Annotated in this window: 19 protein-coding genes; 5 read left to right on the forward strand and 14 right to left on the reverse strand. The window is 51.6% G+C overall.

Features of this window, described 5'->3' with window-relative positions; genetic code table 11:
* Together V3U24_04220 and V3U24_04225 are read right to left on the reverse strand one after the other, a co-directional pair.
* A partial coding sequence (locus tag V3U24_04220) for a Sua5/YciO/YrdC/YwlC family protein (protein ID MEE9166654.1) occupies positions 1-417 on the reverse strand: 417 nt, incomplete at its 3' end.
* 5 nt (positions 418-422) lie between these two features.
* Positions 423-1,295: a lysophospholipid acyltransferase family protein gene (locus V3U24_04225; protein ID MEE9166655.1), complete on the reverse strand. Its 873-nt coding sequence runs from the start codon at positions 1,293-1,295 to the stop codon at positions 423-425.
* A gap of 280 nt (positions 1,296-1,575) precedes the next feature.
* Between V3U24_04225 and V3U24_04230 the strand changes: the two genes are divergently transcribed.
* The 3 genes from V3U24_04230 to V3U24_04240 are packed head-to-tail and all read left to right on the forward strand — an operon-like array spanning position 1,576 to position 4,561.
* Positions 1,576-3,060, forward strand: a complete 1,485-nt coding sequence (locus V3U24_04230) for an NfeD family protein (protein MEE9166656.1) — start codon at positions 1,576-1,578, stop codon at positions 3,058-3,060.
* Position 3,061: 1 nt separating this feature from the next.
* Positions 3,062-4,093 (forward strand): flotillin-like protein FloA, encoded by a 1,032-nt coding sequence (floA, locus tag V3U24_04235; protein MEE9166657.1) that lies wholly within the window; start codon positions 3,062-3,064, stop codon positions 4,091-4,093.
* 6 nt (positions 4,094-4,099) lie between these two features.
* On the forward strand, positions 4,100-4,561 hold the full coding sequence (locus V3U24_04240; protein ID MEE9166658.1) for a hypothetical protein: 462 nt from the start codon (positions 4,100-4,102) through the stop codon (positions 4,559-4,561).
* A 7-nt stretch (positions 4,562-4,568) separates the two neighbouring features.
* On the opposite strand, the gene V3U24_04245 is transcribed toward V3U24_04240, so the two are convergent.
* From V3U24_04245 to V3U24_04290, 10 genes are all read right to left on the reverse strand, one after another.
* Complete coding sequence (locus tag V3U24_04245; GenBank protein MEE9166659.1) at positions 4,569-6,758, reverse strand: amino acid permease; 2,190 nt, start codon at positions 6,756-6,758, stop codon at positions 4,569-4,571.
* Positions 6,759-6,813: 55 nt separating this feature from the next.
* Positions 6,814-7,407 (reverse strand): dephospho-CoA kinase, encoded by a 594-nt coding sequence (gene coaE, locus V3U24_04250; GenBank protein MEE9166660.1) that lies wholly within the window; start codon positions 7,405-7,407, stop codon positions 6,814-6,816.
* A gap of 15 nt (positions 7,408-7,422) precedes the next feature.
* Positions 7,423-8,118: an adenylate kinase gene (locus V3U24_04255; protein MEE9166661.1), complete on the reverse strand. Its 696-nt coding sequence runs from the start codon at positions 8,116-8,118 to the stop codon at positions 7,423-7,425.
* Positions 8,082-9,299 (reverse strand): nucleoside transporter C-terminal domain-containing protein, encoded by a 1,218-nt coding sequence (locus V3U24_04260; GenBank protein MEE9166662.1) that lies wholly within the window; start codon positions 9,297-9,299, stop codon positions 8,082-8,084. The genes V3U24_04255 and V3U24_04260 overlap by 37 nt, the downstream gene beginning before the upstream one ends.
* Before the next feature lie 12 nt (positions 9,300-9,311).
* Entirely contained in the window at positions 9,312-9,878 is a 567-nt protein-coding gene (locus V3U24_04265; protein MEE9166663.1) for a thymidine kinase, read from the reverse strand.
* Between the two features lie 13 nt (positions 9,879-9,891).
* Positions 9,892-10,512 (reverse strand): uridine kinase, encoded by a 621-nt coding sequence (gene udk, locus V3U24_04270; protein ID MEE9166664.1) that lies wholly within the window; start codon positions 10,510-10,512, stop codon positions 9,892-9,894.
* Positions 10,509-10,931, reverse strand: coding sequence for a cytidine deaminase (cdd, locus tag V3U24_04275; protein MEE9166665.1), 423 nt, complete (start codon positions 10,929-10,931; stop codon positions 10,509-10,511). Before cdd ends, udk begins: the two co-directional genes overlap by 4 nt.
* Positions 10,928-11,680, reverse strand: a complete 753-nt coding sequence (locus tag V3U24_04280; GenBank protein MEE9166666.1) for a rhomboid family intramembrane serine protease — start codon at positions 11,678-11,680, stop codon at positions 10,928-10,930. Before V3U24_04280 ends, cdd begins: the two co-directional genes overlap by 4 nt.
* Positions 11,681-11,685: 5 nt before the next feature.
* A complete protein-coding gene (locus V3U24_04285) occupies positions 11,686-13,938 on the reverse strand; it encodes a M23 family metallopeptidase (protein MEE9166667.1) in 2,253 nt (750 codons plus the stop codon).
* Positions 13,939-14,334: 396 nt separating this feature from the next.
* Positions 14,335-15,060: a PDZ domain-containing protein gene (locus V3U24_04290; protein ID MEE9166668.1), complete on the reverse strand. Its 726-nt coding sequence runs from the start codon at positions 15,058-15,060 to the stop codon at positions 14,335-14,337.
* A gap of 154 nt (positions 15,061-15,214) precedes the next feature.
* Here V3U24_04290 and V3U24_04295 point away from each other — a divergent pair, with 154 nt between their 5' ends.
* Positions 15,215-15,904 carry a hypothetical protein gene (locus tag V3U24_04295; protein MEE9166669.1) on the forward strand — a complete coding sequence of 230 codons (690 nt, stop codon included), beginning with the start codon at positions 15,215-15,217 and terminating at the stop codon, positions 15,902-15,904.
* Between the two features lie 56 nt (positions 15,905-15,960).
* On the opposite strand, the gene V3U24_04300 is transcribed toward V3U24_04295, so the two are convergent.
* Together V3U24_04300 and V3U24_04305 are read right to left on the reverse strand one after the other, a co-directional pair.
* The gene (locus V3U24_04300) at positions 15,961-17,628 is read right to left on the reverse strand and encodes a lamin tail domain-containing protein (GenBank protein MEE9166670.1); all 1,668 of its coding nucleotides are present in this window, start codon (positions 17,626-17,628) and stop codon (positions 15,961-15,963) included.
* A 10-nt stretch (positions 17,629-17,638) separates the two neighbouring features.
* Complete coding sequence (locus V3U24_04305) at positions 17,639-18,058, reverse strand: arsenate reductase ArsC (protein MEE9166671.1); 420 nt, start codon at positions 18,056-18,058, stop codon at positions 17,639-17,641.
* A 155-nt stretch (positions 18,059-18,213) separates the two neighbouring features.
* On the opposite strand from V3U24_04305, the gene V3U24_04310 reads away from it, so the two are divergent.
* Positions 18,214-20,052: an ammonia-forming cytochrome c nitrite reductase subunit c552 gene (locus V3U24_04310; protein ID MEE9166672.1), complete on the forward strand. Its 1,839-nt coding sequence runs from the start codon at positions 18,214-18,216 to the stop codon at positions 20,050-20,052.
* Positions 20,053-20,110 lie beyond the last annotated feature (58 nt).

Consider the following 20,110-nt stretch of genomic DNA (forward strand, 5'->3'; position numbering starts at 1 on the left):
GGTTGACGTAATTGGGAATCGGAGTTCCGCCGTTAACTTGACGGGAAAAGGGTGATGAGGAATTCGCATCCCAACCGTATTGTTCTTGGCCAGGACATAGGGCGAAAGATCCGACTGTTTCGCCCTCAGAACAAAGGTCACTTTTCCAGGAAGATGCGACTCTATGAATTTCCAGCTTTCGTGAGAGACTTCCCCATATTGCCTTAGCATCGCTTCGTCAGGAACCGCTATGCTCCAGGGACCTCCACGTCCTTTCAGCCTACTCAACCTCTCAAGGGCAGAATTGTTCCGGGGGTCCACTCCAAATCCGTAGAGGGTATCAGTGGGATAAATGAGAATCCCTCCCTCAAGGATCACCGCCTGCGCCTGCTTCAGGCAGGCTTCAGATCCATGCGGGAACCTGGTCGCTGTGGACATTTCATCTACTCCGATAGTGCAGGTTTTGTCTTCCACCTTCTGTGATACCAGAAGTACTGTTCCGGATTCTTTCTTATTTCATTCTCAAGGTGTGAAGTCACCCGTTGGATGATGGCGGTTACCGCGTCTCCATCTTTTACACTCGTGGGGATTCTGTCAAATTTCATTTGGTAGGTGCCATTTCTATTGCGGGAACAGACAGCCATAATGATGGGCGACTGTGTCTTTAGGTGAAAGACAGCCGGACCCTTGGATGTGGAGGTGGGAATCCCGAAAAAATCGACAAAAATTCCCCTCCGCCGGGCATCTTGGTCAATCGCCAATCCCACGATGCCGCCCTTCCGGAGAATGCTGATAAGGTGCCGTGGAGGTGTTTTGACGTAAAGAGGAGTTGTACCGATCCTCTGACGCAGCTTCAGGAAGAATCTGTCGGCCCCTTTGTTTTTCTGCTTTCTGACGACAACATGAAGTTCATATCCGTTCTGGGCAAACCATACCGGAATCATTTCCCAGTTGCCAAGATGTCCCGAGACGAGCACAACACCTTTGCCCTTGGCGAGGGCGTTGTCAAGACAACTGCGGTTATTCACTGATACGACTCTTCGTGTATTCACCCGTTCGATCCTGAGAGCGTCAACGAAGACCTGGCCGAAATGGGTGTACACTCTCTTCAGAATGTTGGAATAGAAGGTTTCGGGTCTATTGGGGAAAGCCATCCTCAGATGATAGCGAGCCTCCATTTTTCGCCTCGGCAAATGATGAAATGCGAATGACCCGACGCGGCTGCCGACGGTGGCGGCGGAGTGAGGCGGAAGGCGCGAAAGAAAAGCCGTTAACGCGCGCAAGAATAGGTAGGTCAGTTTTTCCTTTGGTGACACGTGTCACACGTTCCCGTGGGCACAATTTATCTGGATCAGACATGAGGAATCAAGCCATTTTCCCCCTCCGGAGCTCCCCGGCCTCAGAAGAGAGGCATGTAACGATTTGTGACTTTATCATAGCCGGTTTGTTGATGGGTTTCAATTTATTCAGTGAATACCCGGTGCTTTTTTCCTGTATCCCGACCAAATCGGGAAAAAGTACGAGACAAAACCACAGTGTAGATAATCCCACAGCGAGAAAGTAGGGGGAACGGGTAGTGTATGGGACGAAAGTCCCATGGCAATGTACAGATTGGACAATCGCCAAGAGATTCTACATGCTTCTCTTGAAGGGAAAGCGTTGACTTTTGTAACCCCCCGGAGTAAACTCGTGACCGCCATGTACTTGCGGCTCCCCGTTCTCATTTTCCTTCTTACGGTCTCCTCTCTCGTCTCATCCCAAACTGTCTATCGCGTCCCCATACACGATGTGATCGACCTGGGGTTACCTTCCTTCGTGCAAAGAGCTATTGATGAGGCGGAGAAGGAGAGTGCTTCCGCTCTCATTTTCGACGTCGACACGTTCGGCGGCCGGGTGGACGGAGCAACAAAGATCAAAGATGCGATCCTCAGCTGCACTGTACCCACCGTGGCGTTCGTCAATCGAAGGGCTATTTCCGCGGGCGCGCTCATTTCACTTTCCTGCGAAAAGGTGGTCATGACGGGAGGAGGTACCCTGGGAGCGGTAACTGCTGTGGATCTATCGGGAAAGAAGGCGAGTGAGAAGGTGATTTCCTACATGAGGGAAGAGATGGCTTCCACTGCGGAAATCCGGGGACGAAGTCCATTGATTGCTCAGGCCATGGTGGATGAAGAGATTGCATTTGAAACAGTTGTCGTCAATGGCGACACTATCGTAGCGGATGATCTACACGGGTCGAAGGAAGGAAAACTCGTCACCCTCAGCACGGAAAAGGCTCTTAAGTACAAAATGGCTGATGAGACTTTTGAGACGTTTGCGGAAATCCTCGAGTGGCTTGAACTTGAAGATGCCAGAGTAATCGATCTCCGTGTGAATTGGTCAGAAAAACTCGTTCGCTTTCTCACTGACCCGATGGTGAGTTCCCTTCTTATGACACTCGGTTTTCTGGGGCTCCTTTTTGAGCTTCAATCTCCTGGTTGGGGAATTCCCGGTACCATCGGAATCGTCTGTCTGTCTCTTTTTTTCGGGGCGACACTCTTTACGGATCTGGCAGAGCTTACGGAACTCCTCATCATTCTCGTTGGAGTTGCGCTCGTTCTTGTTGAGATTTTCTTGATTCCGGGATTTGGACTCATTGGAATCCTGGGGGGTGCTGTCATCCTTGCCGGCTTTTTCATGATCCTGTTGCCTGCCCATCCTTTCTATCTTGATTATCGAAATGCCCTCCGGGGATTGGCTATCGGTGTTGTGGGTGGGATGATCGGCCTTATTCTTATGGGTAGAGTCCTGATCCGGACCAAGTTTTGGCAGAAGATAACCTTGCCCATCAGTGAAAGGAGTTCGGAGGGTTACAACACATCCATCGGACTTGAGGATCTACGTGGGGAGAGAGGGGTTGCGGTGACCGATCTCAGGCCTTCAGGCTGGGTGACTGTAGGCAACCAGAAGATTTTTGTCGTGAGCGAGGGCGAGTTTATCTCAAATGGCGGATCCGTGAGAATCTTGACTGTAGACGGAAATCGTGTGGTAGTGCGAAAGACAAGTTCGTCGGAAGAACAATCACAATTAGAAGGAGGATAAGATGTTTGTATCCGTATTTACACTGATTCTACTCATACTTGTCGCCGTTGTACTCCTGTTGATTCTTTACTACGTGCCACTTGGATTGTGGATACAAGCCGTTGTATCGCTTGGTCTCGGTCGGATTACGATCGTTGATCTCATACGCATGAGATTGAGGAGAATTCCCCCTCGAACCATTGTGGACGGCATCATAAATCTTCACAAAGCGGGTCTTGAAGACATCTCAACAGGTATGATGGAGACTCATTTTCTGGCGGGAGGTAACGTACCCCATGTGGCGCTGTCCCTTATCGCCGCTGACAAGGCAAAGATTCCCCTCAACTTTACTACTGCCACTGCCATTGACCTGGCTGGGCGGGATGTAAAAGAAGCGGTTCAGACATCCGTCTACCCGAAAGTGATCGACGCTCCAAAGGACGGGACTCTGGCGGCCGTTGCCAAAGACGGCGTCGAAGTGAAAGCCAGGGCTCGCGTAACGGTGCGGACCAATATCCCGGGTCTGGTGGGAGGGGCCACCGACGAAACCGTTATCGCCAGGGTTGGAGAAGGGATTGTAAGTGCTATCGGTTCATCAGATTCCTACAAGAATGTGCTGGAAAACCCCGATTCCATCTCGAAGAAGGTCCTGGCCAAAGGTCTGGATGCAGGAACGGCATATGAGATCCTGAGTATTGATATTGCCGATGTGGACGTGGGGAGAAACGTGGGTGCCCATTTACAGGCTGATCAGGCAGAAGCCGACCTCCAGGTCGCGCAGGCCCGTGCGGAGACCCGCCGGGCGATGGCCGTGGCAACGGAACAGGAAATGATTGCCAGGGTGGCGGAAATGAGAGCAAAGGTGGTAGAAGCGGAGGCAGAAGTTCCCAAAGCGATGGCCCAAGCATTCCGTGAAGGGAATCTGGGTATCATGGACTACTACAGCATGAAGAATATTCAGGCGGATACAGGAATGAGGGAGTCCATATCACGCGGCGGGAAGAAAGAAGGTTCGGAAGGTTCGGAAGGTTCGGAAAGTGGCAAAAAACGGTAAGCAAGAATGGATTTTAACTACTGGATCATACTGATTGTCATTTACCTCATCTCCCAATGGGTGAGGAGAAGGATTCGCGGCCGGAAACCAAGACAGGCCAGAGAACCGGTTCCTCACCCGGCTGAGGGTGAGGAGGAAAAGGGAGAGAAAGGATTGCCTGAATGGTTCAGAGAGCTCGGGTTATTGGATCTTGAAGAAGAGGAAATGGAACCTCCTCCGGCTCCTGAGATTCCTCCTATGGAACCGGAGGAAGAAGTAGCCCATCTGATTCCAGAGGAAGAACCCCCGTCCCCGGAGCCCGCCGTTGGAGAGTTACAGCGGACGGCGCCGGGAAAGAAGGAGAGTATCCCGGGAGGCCCGTACGGTGATTTGATCTATAATCCTGAAAGTCTGAGAGATTTCATCGTTATCAGAGAGATTCTGGGACCTCCTCGGTCCATCCATCGCTTCAGTCCACGCGCCCGATAAGACTGGGTCAGACGAGTGCACTCTCCTGTCCTGAATCCCGTATGAAAAGGCATGCAGTGTCACAGATTTGGGCCAGGGTGTGAATATCGTCGATATTGAGATCGGATGACATCCCGAACATGTTCAGATCGGCTTCAGGAGCCCGGGAGAGGATTTCGCCGAAGTTCCCATCAAGAACGAGTTGTTGCACATCAACTGGCAGTCTGCCCCGGTGAGCAATCTGCCTGAGTCCCACTCTGGCTTTCTTGATCTTTTCGGGGGAATCCACCGCCCGGATTAATCGCAGCTGACCGTTCCAGTTCCTTTCCAGTTGAAGGGCCGTAAGAAGTGAAAGGTTGCGGTTGGGACTGCCGCCCCGCAGCCAGAGGTTAACTGTTTTTTCGTCACCGAACCCCTTTTCTGAATGTCTGCTGAGCACGATGATTCCCAGTTCCTCCCGAACAGCGATGGAAATGAGTTGTTTCAGGTCTTCGTCCTTTTCAGGGTCGGCACTCATGGACAGAAACATCACATTGGGCGGTAGTGGCATGTCCCTGAGTGCTTGAGTTACGATACTGACTCCTTCCAGAAAGTGATTGGCATCGATCACCGTTGTGGCAGCCAGAATACCTTCTTCTTTTAACGGCTGAACCAGTTTTGTGAGGTCTTCTTCCACCTCTTCAACGGGAATCGATGGCGGTTTTTCCTTCTCCCCCCCGAACAGAAGGCTGACCATCTCGTTGACTCGAGCCTTCACTCCACGGGTATGGATTTTCACGCTGAGCACACGGACACTTCCCCTTGGGAAGACAATATCCCGGATGAAATTCATCCTCTTTTTCCAGTATTGGGGATCTTCTACAGGAACCATCAGATTGGGCTTCCAGGTTTTTGCCGTGTAGGGCATCAGGGATTCCATCCGCACGGCCCACTCGGCGATGGCGGTAAAGATTCCGGCCCGGACGTCACCCCAGGGGGCGGTATGTCCCAGCCGGACCTGCCAGACATAGACGAAGGCGATGACGACCATTGAAACTGCGGCGAAGACAGGATTGATGAGAAACATGGCCACAAAACTCCAGACCGCCCCTATAAAGGGGATCAGCAGAGGAATGTCAAAACTGGGGCGGTAGGAAGGAATGCCGATCTTTTTTTCAATAAAGACGGCGGCATTGATAGTGCCGTAGGTAATGAGGAAGAACATGGTCAAGAGTGGCGCTATCGTATTGAGTTCGCCCAGGACCAAGCTCACCATAATGACTGCGGCAGTGAACACAATAGAGATTCGAGGCTCACCTTTTTCCGTGCGACGAGCGAAGTATTTGGCAAAGGGGACGACTTTGTTCTGGCCCAAGGCCATGAGAGTTCTTGGGCCGCCCACGATGCTTCCGAGAGCTGAGGAAAGTGATGCTCCCAGCAGTCCCCCAATGACCACATAGCGCCACCTTGCCACATCGATCATGACGGTGTAGTTCGTGAGCAGCATCTCCCGTTCAACGAACCGGTCGTACCAGACGGCCAGACCAACATAAACGACGAGGGATATGCCGATCGCGGTGAGGATACCGATAGGAAGACTCCGTTTGGGATTAATCAGATCGCCGGACATGGCCGCGCCAGCCTCTATGCCGGTCACTGCGGGAAAGAAAACGGCGAATACCATCCAAAAAGGCGCTTCTTCGAATTTGCCCCACATGACAACTTGGGGATTGCCGTCGCCCTGCCCCAACAGCAGGGATACGAGGGAGGCCGCGATGACGGCAAGAACAATATAGTGTATCTTCAGGGCCACCTGGGCGCCGATATAAGAGACAATCAGCAAAATCACCAGAACAGCAGTCTTTACCAGCATTGGATCGTGCTCTGGGAAAATGGTGAGCCATCCTTCGGCGAATCCCACGATATACATGGCCGCTCCCAGGGTCAGGGAAAAGTAGAGAGGAATGCCCACCGCACCGCCGATCTCCAGTCCCAGAGACCGTGAAATGATGGAATAAGAGCCACCCGCACCGATCTTAATATTGGTGGTCATGGAGGACATGGCCAACCCGGTGGTGATGGTAACCAGTTTCGCCATAAGGATAATGATCACGGCCCCTGCCAGACCTGCATTACCCACCACCCACCCGAGCCTCAGGTACATGATAACCCCCAGGATAGTGAGAATGGTGGGAGTGAACACACCCTGGAAAGTGCCAAAGCGTCTGGGTATAGACATGAAAACTCCGGGGGAGCGCAGGTCCTAGATAACGAGCCTGATCGTATGTCTGCTGTTAAACAAACTCATTGTATGTCACGTCAATCTGGTTCATGAGATCTTCTTCCGTACCGTCATTATCCAGAACGAAATCGGCCATCTTCACTTTCGATTCTTCGGGCAGCTGGAGATCCATCCGCTTCTGGATTTGTTCCCGGGTCAGTTTGCCTCTTTTAAGAGCCCTTTGCATTCGGAGACCATACTGGGCTGTGACGACAACGACATAGTCCAGGTGCTGGTCGAGTCCCGATTCATAGATGAGGGCCGCATTGACCACGAAAACGGGTGCTTCCTTTTTTTTGTTTTCGGCTTCATATCGGGCATCGATTTCGTCAAAGACATACGGGTGAATAATGGCATTGAGAATGGCCTGGGTTTCTTCATTTGCGAAGCCTTTTATGGCGAGTTTTTTTTCACTGATGGTTCCATCAGGATTGAGAATGTCGGTACCGAATTCCTGGATCAGGTCTTCCTGGACTTTCTCGTTCTCCCGGAGAATTCTTTTCGCCTCATAATCAGCATCAAGAACATAGGCGCCCAGTTCTCCCATCCTTTTGGAAACCACGTCCTTTCCACTTCCAATGCCACCCGTGATTCCTATGCGCAACATCCTAACTCCCCAAAATCATTTTGGAATTACGCGGATAATATTGTCGGTTATCTCTTCGACAGTTCCTTTTCCACTGATTTTTTTCAGGAGCGAATTTTTCGAGTAATACTCCATCAACGGCTCGGTCTGCCGTTGGTATACCTCAATTCTTTCCCTGATCACGTCCGGCCTGTCATCATCCCTTTGATAAAGCTCTCCTCCACAACGATCACACACCCCATCTATTTTGGGAGGATGATGGATGACATGGGCGATGGTGCCGCAGTTGCGGCATGTGCGGCGGCCCGAAAGTCTCTCAACGATAGTTTCCATATCCCCCTCCAGTGCAAGAACCGAGGTGAGCTCTTGACTGAGTTTTCCAAGAATTTGCTGCAAACCGGTCCCCTGGGGGAGGGTCCTGGGAAAACCGTCAAGTATATATCCGTCAAGCACATCCTTTTGTTCCAGCCGTCTCGTCATCAAATCGAGCATGGTTTCATCGGGAACCAGCCTTCCCTTGTCTATATAGGGTTTTGCCAGGATTCCCAGAGCTGTCTTCCGATCGATCTCACTTCGAAGGATATCTCCTGTGGAAAGGTGAAGAATGCCGTACTCTCCCGCAAGAATTCCTGCCTGTGTTCCTTTGCCAATTCCAGGAGGTCCCAACAGAACCAGTCGCATCTTCCGCTCAGCGATCAGAGCAACATACCCGCAATTGTGGCTGTCAGCCATGAAGCCAGCGCCCCGGCAGTCATGGCCTTTAATGCAACCTTGGCAAGATCCTTTCTTCTGTCGGGTGCCAGGGCTCCGATACCTCCAATCTGGATACCGATTGAGGCAAAATTGGCAAAGCCACAAAGGGCATATGAAGCTATGATGATAGACTTAGGATTCAATTGTCCGCTCATCTCCTGAAGGTGTCCGAATGCAATCAGTTCCGTGAGTACTATCTTTTCTCCCATCAGTGAGCCAATGGCAAATATGTCTCCCAAGGGGACACCCATGCAGAACGCAAGGGGAGAAAAAACCCAGCCGAGAATTTGCTGAAAACTCAGGTCCACAAGGCCTAACAGGTAGTTCAACGCCGCAACGAGAGCAACGATGGCAATGAGCATGGCTGCTACGTTTGCCGCGAGGCGCATTCCATCCGTCGCTCCCCGGGCCACGGCTTCCATGACGTTGTCATCGAGCTTTTTAACGTCCATTCTCAGGTCACCTTTTGTGGGTGACTCCTCCGTTTCCGGGTATACGATTTTGGCCATCACCAGGGCGGCGGGAGCGCTCATGACGGATGCCGCCATGAGATGTCCCGCTATGTTTGGCACGTCTGCAAGCCATTTGACATAAACAGCCAGGACACCACCTGCGATGGTGGCAAATCCTCCTGTCATGATGGCGGTGAGTTCACTTCGGGTCATGCTTTCAAGGAATGGCCGTATCACAAGAGGCGCTTCCGTCTGCCCCACGAAAATGTTGCTGGAACAGGAAAGGGTCTCTGAACCGCTGGTTCCCATGGTCTTCTGCATCCCCCTGGAAATCAGTCTGACCATAACCTGCATGAAACCGAAGTGGTAGAGAATCACCATAAATGAGGAAAAGAAGATGATAGTGGGAAGCACCTGGAATGCGAAAAAGAATCCCAGAGATTCCTCGGACCCCGGCCCCACGGCAAGATTGTTGAAAACAAACTTGGCTCCTTCATCGGAAAACTGAAGCAGCTTTCGGATAACTCTGTCGAAAAAAAAGAAAAGCGGCTTTCCCACGGGTGTCGCCAGGATGAAAATGGCGAAAAACCATTGAAGTCCCAGACCCCACAGGACAATTCTAATGTTTATCGCCTTCCGGTTATTCGATAGGAGATACGCGATACCCAGGATAACGGCAATTCCCAGCAGGCCTGTAAATCTCTGCAACTGGCTTATTTCCTAACTCATTGCAGGGGGTTCAAAACAGCTCCTGCACCGCGCCTCGTAAATATCCATCTCGCCGATGATGATCTGATCCACATCCTGACTTAGTCGTTGCGTGTAGTTTGCAGGATTGCCACAGATGACACAGATGGCAAGCGTCTTTGTGATATATTCGGCCTCGCTCAAGAGGGTGGGAATGGATCCAAACGGTTCCCCGCGGAAATCTTTATCCAAACCCGCCACGATAACCCGTTTTTCCTGGCTCGCCAGTTCCCTGCAGACCTCCACCAGCGCCGGCTCGAAAAATTGTGCTTCATCGATTCCTACCACCTGCGAATCCTCTGCCTTCTCAAGAATTTTACTGGAATTCTCCACCAGCTGGGATTCCATTTTCAGTTTAGAGTGCGAGACAATATAGTCTGAGCTGAACCGGGAATCAATCTTCGGTTTGAAAATGGAGACCTGTTGCCGGGCGATTTGGGCCCTGCGGAGTCGGCGGATAAGTTCCTCTGTCTTTCCACTGAACATACTGCCGCATATGACTTCAATCCAGCCCATTTCTTTTGGGGTGAGTGCAATCATTTGTATTATCGTCCTAACTCAGAAGCAGTGATCGGATTTTTGTCTGAATCAAGTCGATTGCCACACGGTTATCTCCCCCCTCCGGGATGATAATATCGGCATACTTCTTTGTGGGTTCCACAAACTGTTCATGCATGGGTTTGACCGTATCTAGATACTGCCGGATGACGTCGATGTAGGTCCGTCCCCGGTCTTTGATGTCCCGTGTGAGGCGCCGTATGAACCGGATGTCATCATCCGTTTCCACGTAGATTCTGATATCCATCATTTTGCGAAGGGGCCCATCGAAAAGTACCGTTATTCCTTCAACCACAATGGCAGGATGGGGTTTGATTCTCCCCGCTTCTTCGCGTCGCGAGTGAGTTGAGAAATCATAGATCGGTGCCTCTATGGGATTTCCATTCAGAAGCTCGGTCATCTGCCTTCTTAGAAGATCAAAATCAACAGCATCCGGATGATCGAAGTTTGCACGGGCACGCTCGTCAAGAGGAATATGGGCGAGGTCGCGGTAGTAGGCGTCCTGTTGAATAATGACAACCTTGCCCTTTCCCACTTCCTCACGGATGTTTTTTGCCACCGAAGTTTTTCCCGCACCGGTGCCTCCACCAATTCCGATGAGGATGCGCGATGTCATGAATTACCTGAAGGATCTTCAATCGGGCGGTCAACCGCTGCCAGGTTTCGATGATCAAACGGTTTTGGGAGCAAATCTCCGCTCATGACAGTTTCCCGCTTTCCATCCTCATCGATCAGGGTTATGGGGAGGTTCCCACACAAGTCCCAGATGATCTGGCGGCATGCACCGCATGGGGTCGCACCGTCCCTGGAAACTATGGCCATGGATTTGAATGAATTATGACCCCTGGCGACTGCGGCTCCGAGAGCCACGCGTTCTGCACATACGGTGAGACCGAAACTGCTCGATTCCACGTTGCAACCAGGCACGACCTCTCCATCCTCAGTCTCCACCGCTGCTCCCACTTTGTAGTTTGAATAAGGAGCGTGAGCCTTACCCCGGGCATCAATGGCGGCCTCTAAGAGTGGGTCCATCATGCTTTCTCAAAGGTAATCATTCTCAGGAGCCGGACAAGGATAACACCGGCCGCAAACCCGCCAATGTGGGCAAACCAGGCAACGCCTCCTGTCGTGTTGAAACCTATCATAGTGAAGCCGTTGGTCAACTGAATTAGAAACCAGAATCCCAGATAATAGACGGCCGGCAGACTCATAGTTGGACCGAACCAGAGAAAGAACGGCCACCAGGCGATTACTTTGGCCCGGGGGAACGTAATCATGTAGGCGCCCAATACGCCGGCAATGGCACCGCTTGCGCCGACCATCGGTAAGATAGAGGTCATGTCAATCATGACCTGAGTCAGACCGGCTGCCACTCCACTTAAAAGATAAAAGAGAGCGTATCGCCGATGACCAAGGACACCTTCCACGTTGTCTCCGAAAATCCAGAGAGACCACATGTTCCAGACCAGATGCATGATACCTCCATGCATGAACATAGACGTAAATAATGTGATCAGAGGGGAGCGGGGCCTGGCGTTGAGTTGAACCCGTTGTTTGACTATCTTGGAAAGATGCTGTTCGTGAGCCCGTACGATCTCCTCCTCGCTCACATTCGAAAAAGTGGCGGGTATCAATCCGTAGGATAAGGTCAACTGGTACCGGGAAACTGCATCAAACCCCAGACCCAGCTGAAAAAGGAATGCCAAAACGTTCAGAGCGATAATGGCAAACGTAACATAAGGAACGATGACGCGGGGATTCTCGTCTCTAAGGGGGATCAGCATTCCGACTAGTTCACAAAGAATTCAACCGTTTTGGAGGATAGATTCCCAACCTGATCGACAGCCGTGACTGATAGCGTGTGTTTTCCCGACTCCAGCGGTTCGTCCAATGGATAACGTACGCTCTTCTTGACAGGCATGTATTCGAAAAGTAGACGCCTTCCGTCGAGGTGCATCTTTATGGAGCCTTCCCCCTTTATACCCGCCAGCTTGTCTTCAATCCTGGCAGAAACCCTTTTCACGTCTTGAAAGTCGTACTTTCCTCCGTGGCCGGGGAATATGTCCCTGATGATCGGCTTGACGGTATCTTGAAGAATGGCAACGGCTTCCAGACTGTATACTGAACAATAAAACATTCGCTTCTTGTCCGAGAAGCGGGAAGGAAGGTACGTCCATCCTCTTTTTTGATCATAGTAGAATATGCCCATGTGGGCCGGCTCTTCAATAGATCTTGAGAGAGTGAGGGCGACTCTGGCTGAGTCCATGAGAGGTCTGTCGAATGGTTGAAGCTGGTAGGTATCACTCATGATCTGTCCCCCGTCCACCGGAACAGGCTGAACCACTCTTTCAATCCAGAAAGCCGTGGTGTCATAGAATGTTGTGGGAAGTGCCTGCAGAGAGCATCGGCCGTCAGGCGAGATGACTGCGGCTGAACCGTGTAGGGTAGAGAGCCTGGGCCTGAATTGAAATCGGATCTCACGGGTCGGTGATCCATGGATTGAGACGACGACATCTCTCACGTTGTCCAGCTGCTGAGGGCTCAAGGGAGTTGACAGAAAAGTTGTGGGTCGAATCTGTACCATGTTGAGCAGTCGTTCGCTGGCTGAGGTCCTGAGGACTACCTCGGGGGGATCTGAGAGGTAGCTCCTGGATTCCACCTGTAAGATCACGGATTTCTCAAGATGGGTGGTGGAAAAATCGATCTGGGCGTCTGTTGACGTCGTCTGTCGTATGCCTGCGGGGATATGAAAGGGATGGCTCACCGCTCCGAATCTGTCGACACCAATGAACTGAAGGATCCGGTTACGGGTCTCGGTCCTTGGCAGGTCAACCACCAACCCAACGGCATCCGGTCTTATGGAAATTGGCTCCACCTTCCGTTCAACGTATCCCTTTTCATTAAAGCTGTAACAGACGAGGTCCGTCACGGGAAAAGGACTTCCGTCAGGCTGGACCTTAACGGTCAGTGCCCGTGACGTCTCGCCCAGAACGGTCGCCTTGATTCTTATGGGAGGCGCATAGTAGAGAGTTCCAGTGATACGACTCACATTTTTCGAGTGATCGAAAACTCTTATGGAGACCCGGTGGTGTCCGGGAGCCAGCTTAAGCTGACCCCGGGAATTCTCCCGGATGAACTCCAGCTGGTCGCTGTGTGCCAATACAAACAGACGGTGGAACTCTCCGTCATTCAGCCGCCGGAATGAATTATCGCGCTCAATTTCAACCAGATGGGATTGAGGAAAATCGAATTTAAGGAATTCGATTCTGTACTGCTCAATACCGTCAATAGACAGGGCCGCCCCATGAATGTTGAAGACCCCCGGGAATCCTGTAATCTTGTCACTTGCCGAGATTTCGAGGCCCACGGTACCGAAGACATGTATGGTGTCAGGGAATTCATACTCTCCCGTTTGGGTGACTCGCAGGGGAAAGATCTGGGGAAGGGGACTCCCATTGACAACGGCGTCGCGGCTCAGGGGAACGACGGCCAGGGCCTCGGCCACGGGCTTGCGGCGATCCGGCACGGAAAACCCCGACGTCAGAGGATTAAGGGGATGCTGGGCAGAATCGCGTAGCTCAAAGTGGAGATGAGGTCCAAACGCATGACCGCTTTCCCCGGAATACCCGATGAGGTCTCCTTTCTTGACTGGGAGTTCGCCGGGGGCGAAATACTTCTCAATGGTGAAAGAATTCTGTCGCTCCTGTTCAATCTTGACGATATCGTTCAACAGAGGGAAAAACTTATCCAGATGGGCGTACACCGCTGTATGACCGTCGTCAAGTTTAAGGTAGAGAACTCTGCCATAGCCGGATGAAGAAACCTTGATGCGCCAGACGTAGCCGTCGTCCGCCGCACGAACTTCATGACCCGTGGTCCCTTCTGTTTTGACATCGATACCGGCGTGAAATCTGCGGGGACGCACCTCGCCGAAATTGGATGAAATGGCTCTTCCCAGGTCAACAGGCCAGGTGTATTCCTGAGGGAACAAAAAGGAGGCCGTACAGAAAAAACCTGCAAGGAATCGTCTGAGTATCTTCACGAGAAGTGTCGCCAACTAAAATCAATTTAGAAATGAGGTTGTGCACATTCAAACCTTTTTGTGAGGAGAGTATGCATGTGAAATCTTGTGGTGATTGTCCAATCCGAATACTACTCCCGAAACTTTCGTTTCTTAAACACCCCACACACTCTCGTGGGGAATTATCTCGACCGTGGCTTTGTTTCGCGCTTTTCTTATATCGTAACACAAGGACAGGAAAAAATACTTTCTGTTCACCGGAGAGATCGAAATCCATCAACAAACTGGCTATAACAGAACCGCAACTTTTCGCAGATTTCCCGGGAGGAGTGGGGCCTGGCGAGGATGAAACAAGAAAGGCGCTGTGGCCAGCGCCTCGAAACAGGGTATGCCCATGGGAAAAATTGGGTCCGTGATCTACGGTTTTTCCATCTGCTTCCGTTCTTTTCTCAGCTCTTTCAACTCCTCCCGAAAGGTATTCATTTCTTCTCTGAGTATTTCAAGATCTTCTTTCAAATCGAGGGGGTCATGTTCGCCAAGTCTTTTTGCGAAAAATCGCATGCCACCCCGTGGGGCCATTGACCTCGATTCGAGAGAAGCCTCGACTTTCTTCTTTCGGCCATCTCTGACAATTCTGATACTCACTTCCTCTCCGGCATCCTTGTCTCGAATGACCTCAGTCAGATTTTGAGTATCTTCAATTTCCTCCCGGTCCACTGAAATGATGACATCCCCCGCTTTTAAGCCCGCCTTTTCTGCCGGACTTTCCTCTACGACTTCACTGACCAGTACTCCGCCGGATGCCTTCACGTCAAAGTAGTCCCTCAGCTGCGGAGAAAGACGCTGTACACGGACACCCAGCCAGGTGGTTTTGCGGTGAACATCCATCTCCCTGAACATCTCAAATTCGTGACCGAATTCTTTCATAATGTCCAGGCTGTCCAGAGGGAAGGTAATCTTTTTGGTCTCCCCGTCTTTCACGATAACGAGAGTGCAGAGGCCGTCCTCAATCTCGCTCGTTACTCTCACTTCTTTTTCATCGTCCCGGGAGTCGCCATATTTGTAGACGAGGATCTCCTTGTCCTGTCCGAGAAGACCCGTCATGAACAGGAAACTCAGAAATAATGTGATCAATGGTTTCATCGTTTATCTCCTCCAGTTTTTTCTGATACGATCTCTCAGGAAGGGAAGTTCCAGAAAGAGGTGTGAATAAATATTCCTGTGCCATTTTTCCCGGAAAGTTCTAAATTGATATGAGGCAGGGAGCGAAATCTATCTTAGCAGAGGAGGTAATACGATGAAAAGGTTTTTGGTACCGGTCCTGGTTTTTATTGTTCTCGCCCCGACTGAAAAGGCGTTTTCCCTCTTTGGTGTGGGAGCATACTACGTGAGCGATCCCATTTCCGTGGCTGAGGGGACCGATGGCACAGCGCCGATAATGCTCGTACGGAACGGTTTTGATGGAGCCCGGGGCGGAGGCCTCTTCATTTACGTTGATGCACTGCCATTCATTGATCTTGAGGCAAACATTGAAACGGGATTCAACAAATACCAGTTCGAATTTGACAATGCCATATCGGAACTTCCCCCCGTCGACTTTGGCTGGGCGAGAGTGTCTACATATCTAACTGCGAGGAAAAAGGTTGTAGGTTTTGGCGTGCCGGTTTTGGGAGGTGCGAGAATTAATGCGGGGGGAGGATACAATTTTCACAGTTCAACCCCCCTGGCAGATCTTGACATGGTGAAAGAACTTTTGGGTGGAAACCTTACAGCGAGTTTTGAGGCGGATGATCTGGAGGATAATCTGGTTGACTATTTGAAAGAGAACAAGATTGACGGAAGTGGATTTCACCTCCAGGCCGGTATTCAGGCAAAACTGTTGACTTTGAATCTCTTTGTGAACTACAGGCTTACTTTTGCGAAGGATGTGGTTCCGGATGAAAGCAGTTTTTCGTCACTATGGGCAGGACTGGCCTTCGGAATGTAGACCGAGATCTAACAGGATGACATGTTCAGGGGTAGAGTGGTTCTACCCCTTTCTTTTTATCTCGAGAGGGGTTCCGCCAAGACTGCTGTCTTCACCCACTCCATGCTCCTCTTGCTTTCAGCATCCACGGCGCTGATTTTGACCACGTAGATCCCAATCCTGGCCCTTCTGTCCAGGTAAGATAATCCATCCCATGAGATCGCCCCCTCCGATCCTGTGGCCAGGTTTCTCGCCAATGTCCGGACATTTCTTCCCTCGCTGTCGAAGATGAGAACCGTGAGATAGGCCTGGCTGAATGGGAGACTGTAAGCGATGTGAATGACGTCCTGATAGCCATCGCCATCGGGTGAGAACGGGTTTGGTTCAAGTTTGATGGAACCGCTCGAGGGAAGACTGCGGATGAAAATGCTGTTCTGCGAACCGGGAGTCATTTTTTCCAGAGCCACACAGGTTCCCCAGCTCGATTCCGCCCAGGAATCGAGAACGGGATTCAGTTTTTCGAGGGAGCGACCGTGACCACCACCCCAGGAAGAGGTATAGGTGAGTGAGTCAATCACCGTACCTGCTGGTCCTAACAGATATAGGGCATCCCCGTCATTGTTCAGACTGGGAAAGCCATTCTCAGGTACCACCAGAATTCCGTCCAGAGGGAGATAGGGGAGGAGGGATGAATCTTCACTGATCACGGCGTAGCCACCAGGGGGAACAGTTCCCCCAGGCAAAATCCGCAGTGACCGTTTTCCGCTATCAGAAATCGCCCAGTTTGCGAGGGTCAGTTCCACATCGCCCAGGTTGAACAGTTCCATGAATTCGGGAACTCCTGTATCGGGTTCGTAGTGGATTTCGTTGAGAACAAGGAGGCGTTCGGTGAAGCGGACGATGAGCTCGTATGTGGCGGCGTTGTTGGCGGGATTGCCATCTCCCGGCACCTGGACCGCTATTTCCACCGTGTGAATCCCGGACAAAAGTGGGGGCAGTGTCAAAGCAATGGTAACAGAATCTTCCTCAGACAGATCGTCAACGGTGGTAAACGCAAGGCTCTCCCCATTTTCGGTCACCCGTAAGGAGCCGCCAAAGGATTCGGTCCCCAGATTGTAGACAATCACATACAATTCGACGGCTTCATTGGGATCAGGATATCTGGGGGCGTGCGTGATAGCTTCTTCACGGAGAGCGGCATCGATGGGATGTGGCGTCACGCTGTTCTTGAGGCCCGGCGTTCCCAGGGAGTCGCGGCTCGTTTCCCAATTGGAGGTACCACCGGGCTGATCCAGACGGCGACGCTCCAGGGAGAATCCGGGGGCTGAAATATTTTCCCAGCCACAGCGGTCAACGGTGTCCCCATTTTCATCAGTGAGAAACAGGGAATCCTCTCCACTCAGCTGATTGCCTATACTGGTGTCGTCCACTTTCACAATAAGAGCCGTTTCTGGAACCAGGTTCGCATAAATTCCTTCTTCCATGTCGTAGTCGCCTTCGAAAATCACAACATATGAGAGAGGGGGCAATCTTGTTCCTTTTCCTGCGTCCACCAGGCCGTCCGAGGACCACAGATCCGCGATTTTCCACTGAGCCAAATCGACAGTGTCATGAGAAGAAAGATTGAAGCATTCCACGAACTCGTTGGGATTATCGGATGCTTCCAGGTCGAACATGATTTCTGAAAGGACGACCTGAGCGCATATGGGAACGGCCGCCAGTACAGAGATAATGAGAGGTCTCACGACGAAAGGTTCAACGACTATTGAGAAATGAATCGATCTGGTTTCGGATCAAATCTCGTGCCTCTCGATAGAATGCAAGGAATCTTTCATTTTCACCCCACCCCCTGAACGGATCGGGGATGCTCCAGTGGATTCGTTCAACCTTGTCAGGGAAAACGGGGCAGCGTTCGTTTGCGGAATCGCACAACGTGATGACTGTATCCAGCCTCTGATTCAGGTAGTCATTCACATGGTCAGAGGTATGATGGGAAATATCGATGCCCCATTCTTCCATCACCTTCACACTCATGGGATGGACCCGAGTCGGATGCGTTCCGGCACTGAACACTTCAAATCTATCCAATGCCAAATGCCGGAGAATTCCTTCCGCCATTTGTGACCGGCAGGCATTCCCGGTGCACAGAAAAAGAATTCCTTTCTTTTCCGTCATAGTTACCCATGAATTTTACGAAGTCCCGGTCCAAAGTCAACGGGAGGATTCTGACACAACAAATGACACCCCAAATGACACACATTTCCATTGCATTATTAGCGTGGAAAATGTATATTAGATAAGGAGACAGAGATATCCATTAATACTCTATTATGAGGAGTTACGAAGTGGAATTCTTCGCGAGACGGCTGAGGCATCATCTCAAGACTGTTACAGTCTCACTGTTTGGAGTTTTGTTCCTTGCCCTGATTGGATTGAATTCCATGGGGTGTGAACCGGAAAAAGAAACTGTTGAGGTAGAGGTTTTTGACACTCTCATGGTGAGTGTGTCAGTGATACCCAGTCCCGATTCGGTGGCCGTGGGCGGCAGCGTCACTCTGACGGCTGAAGTCACCACTGAGCTTGAGGTGGGTACCCTAAGATTCTTTTGGCATGCCACCGATGGCACTTTCGACGAAGACGAGGGAGACACGGTGATTTGGAAAGCACCGGGTGAGGAAGGTGCTTACACAGTGACTGTTCATGCCACGGATGGAGAGTACATAGGTATAGGAAGCGCGGCCATTGGTGTGGGGATGTACGCGCCCACTGTGACACCATACTATGTCGGTTATGCGGAATGTTCCACCTGCCACGGCGAAGCGGACATATCGGGTGCCGGATACAGCATCTATGATGCGTGGACAGAAACGAACCATTCTCATGCTTGGACGACGCTTCAGGAGAGCGGTCACGCCGCGTCGTACTGTTTCGGGTGTCACACAGTCGGATACGCCGCCGGTACGGGCACGGGTGACGGAGGCTACGATGAAGCTCCCATTGCGAAGTTTGAGAATGTCCAGTGTGAAAACTGTCACGGACCGGGATCGGATCATATCTCCACTCTGGACAAGGCCAACATAACTGTTACCTATGAGGCTTCCATGTGTGGAAGCTGTCATACGGGACCTCATAATCCGACCTACGACGAGGAGTGGATAAATTCTCCTCACAACTTTGATCCAGCGACCGCTGCCTCTGGAGCATCCGCCGGCGCCGGTTTCTATGCCAGCTGTCAGGGCTGTCACGAGGGTGTGGCCGCATCCATCCGCCTTGCCGGCGATCTGGACGAGTTCTATGGTGGAGGCACAGACTTCTACCCGGACGCTAGTCGCCCGGATACGACGGAAAGGTCCCTGTCTGCCATCACCTGCGGCGTCTGCCACGACCCTCACAATGCCACCAACGACCATCAGATTAGAACCGTGGAAGATGTCTATCTGGTAACCGCAAACGACGAGAGTCCTATCGTAAGCGACGGAGGAACGGGAAAACTGTGCATGCAGTGCCATCACGCCCGGAGAGCCGCCGAAGGACAAATTGAAGAGGGATATGCCCACTTCGGCCCTCACGCCAATCCTCAAGCTGACATGCTGGCTGGTAAGAGTGCTTACCATGATGTGGCAGAATCCGGTTTTACATGGGCCCAGCCGTCGCATCTCTACGTGGAGAATAGCTGTCGAACCTGCCACGTCCACATGATCCCGTATGGCGAACTTGGAGACTTTGCTGTCACCGGACACAAGTTCGAACCCACTGTGGAGGCGTGTCAAAGATGCCATGGCTCGATCTCAGAATTCACTGACATCATGGCTCTTGAGGACTTTGACGGTGACGGAGATGTGGAAGGCGTTCAGGATGAGGTGGAGGGCTTGTTGAAACTTCTTGAGTCGGCCCTGGTTGACAGTTTCGAAGCCCTTGGATTCGGTATCGATGCCCAAGCCGAAGACTTCGACCTGGCACACTATCTGGGTGATGTAGACTCGTCTACAGTGGCCATGCGTGAAGCGGGATACAACCTGGTTTTCATTGAGGACGATAAGAGTCTGGGGGTGCACAATCCAGACTACGCCGTGCAGCTGCTGCAGCAGAGTTACAGGCATCTCACGGGAGACTATCCAGCGAATACCGTGGTTCATCTCGGTGATCTCAGGGTCGCCGCCCGCTGGTAATCATCTAACCCGTCCTAGAACACTCCAGAGGAGGATTAATCCAGGAATGGATGCATCC

It is taken from the genome of Candidatus Neomarinimicrobiota bacterium (assembly GCA_036476315.1).
Classification (GTDB): domain Bacteria; phylum Fidelibacterota; class Marinisomatia; order Marinisomatales; family S15-B10; genus JAZGBI01.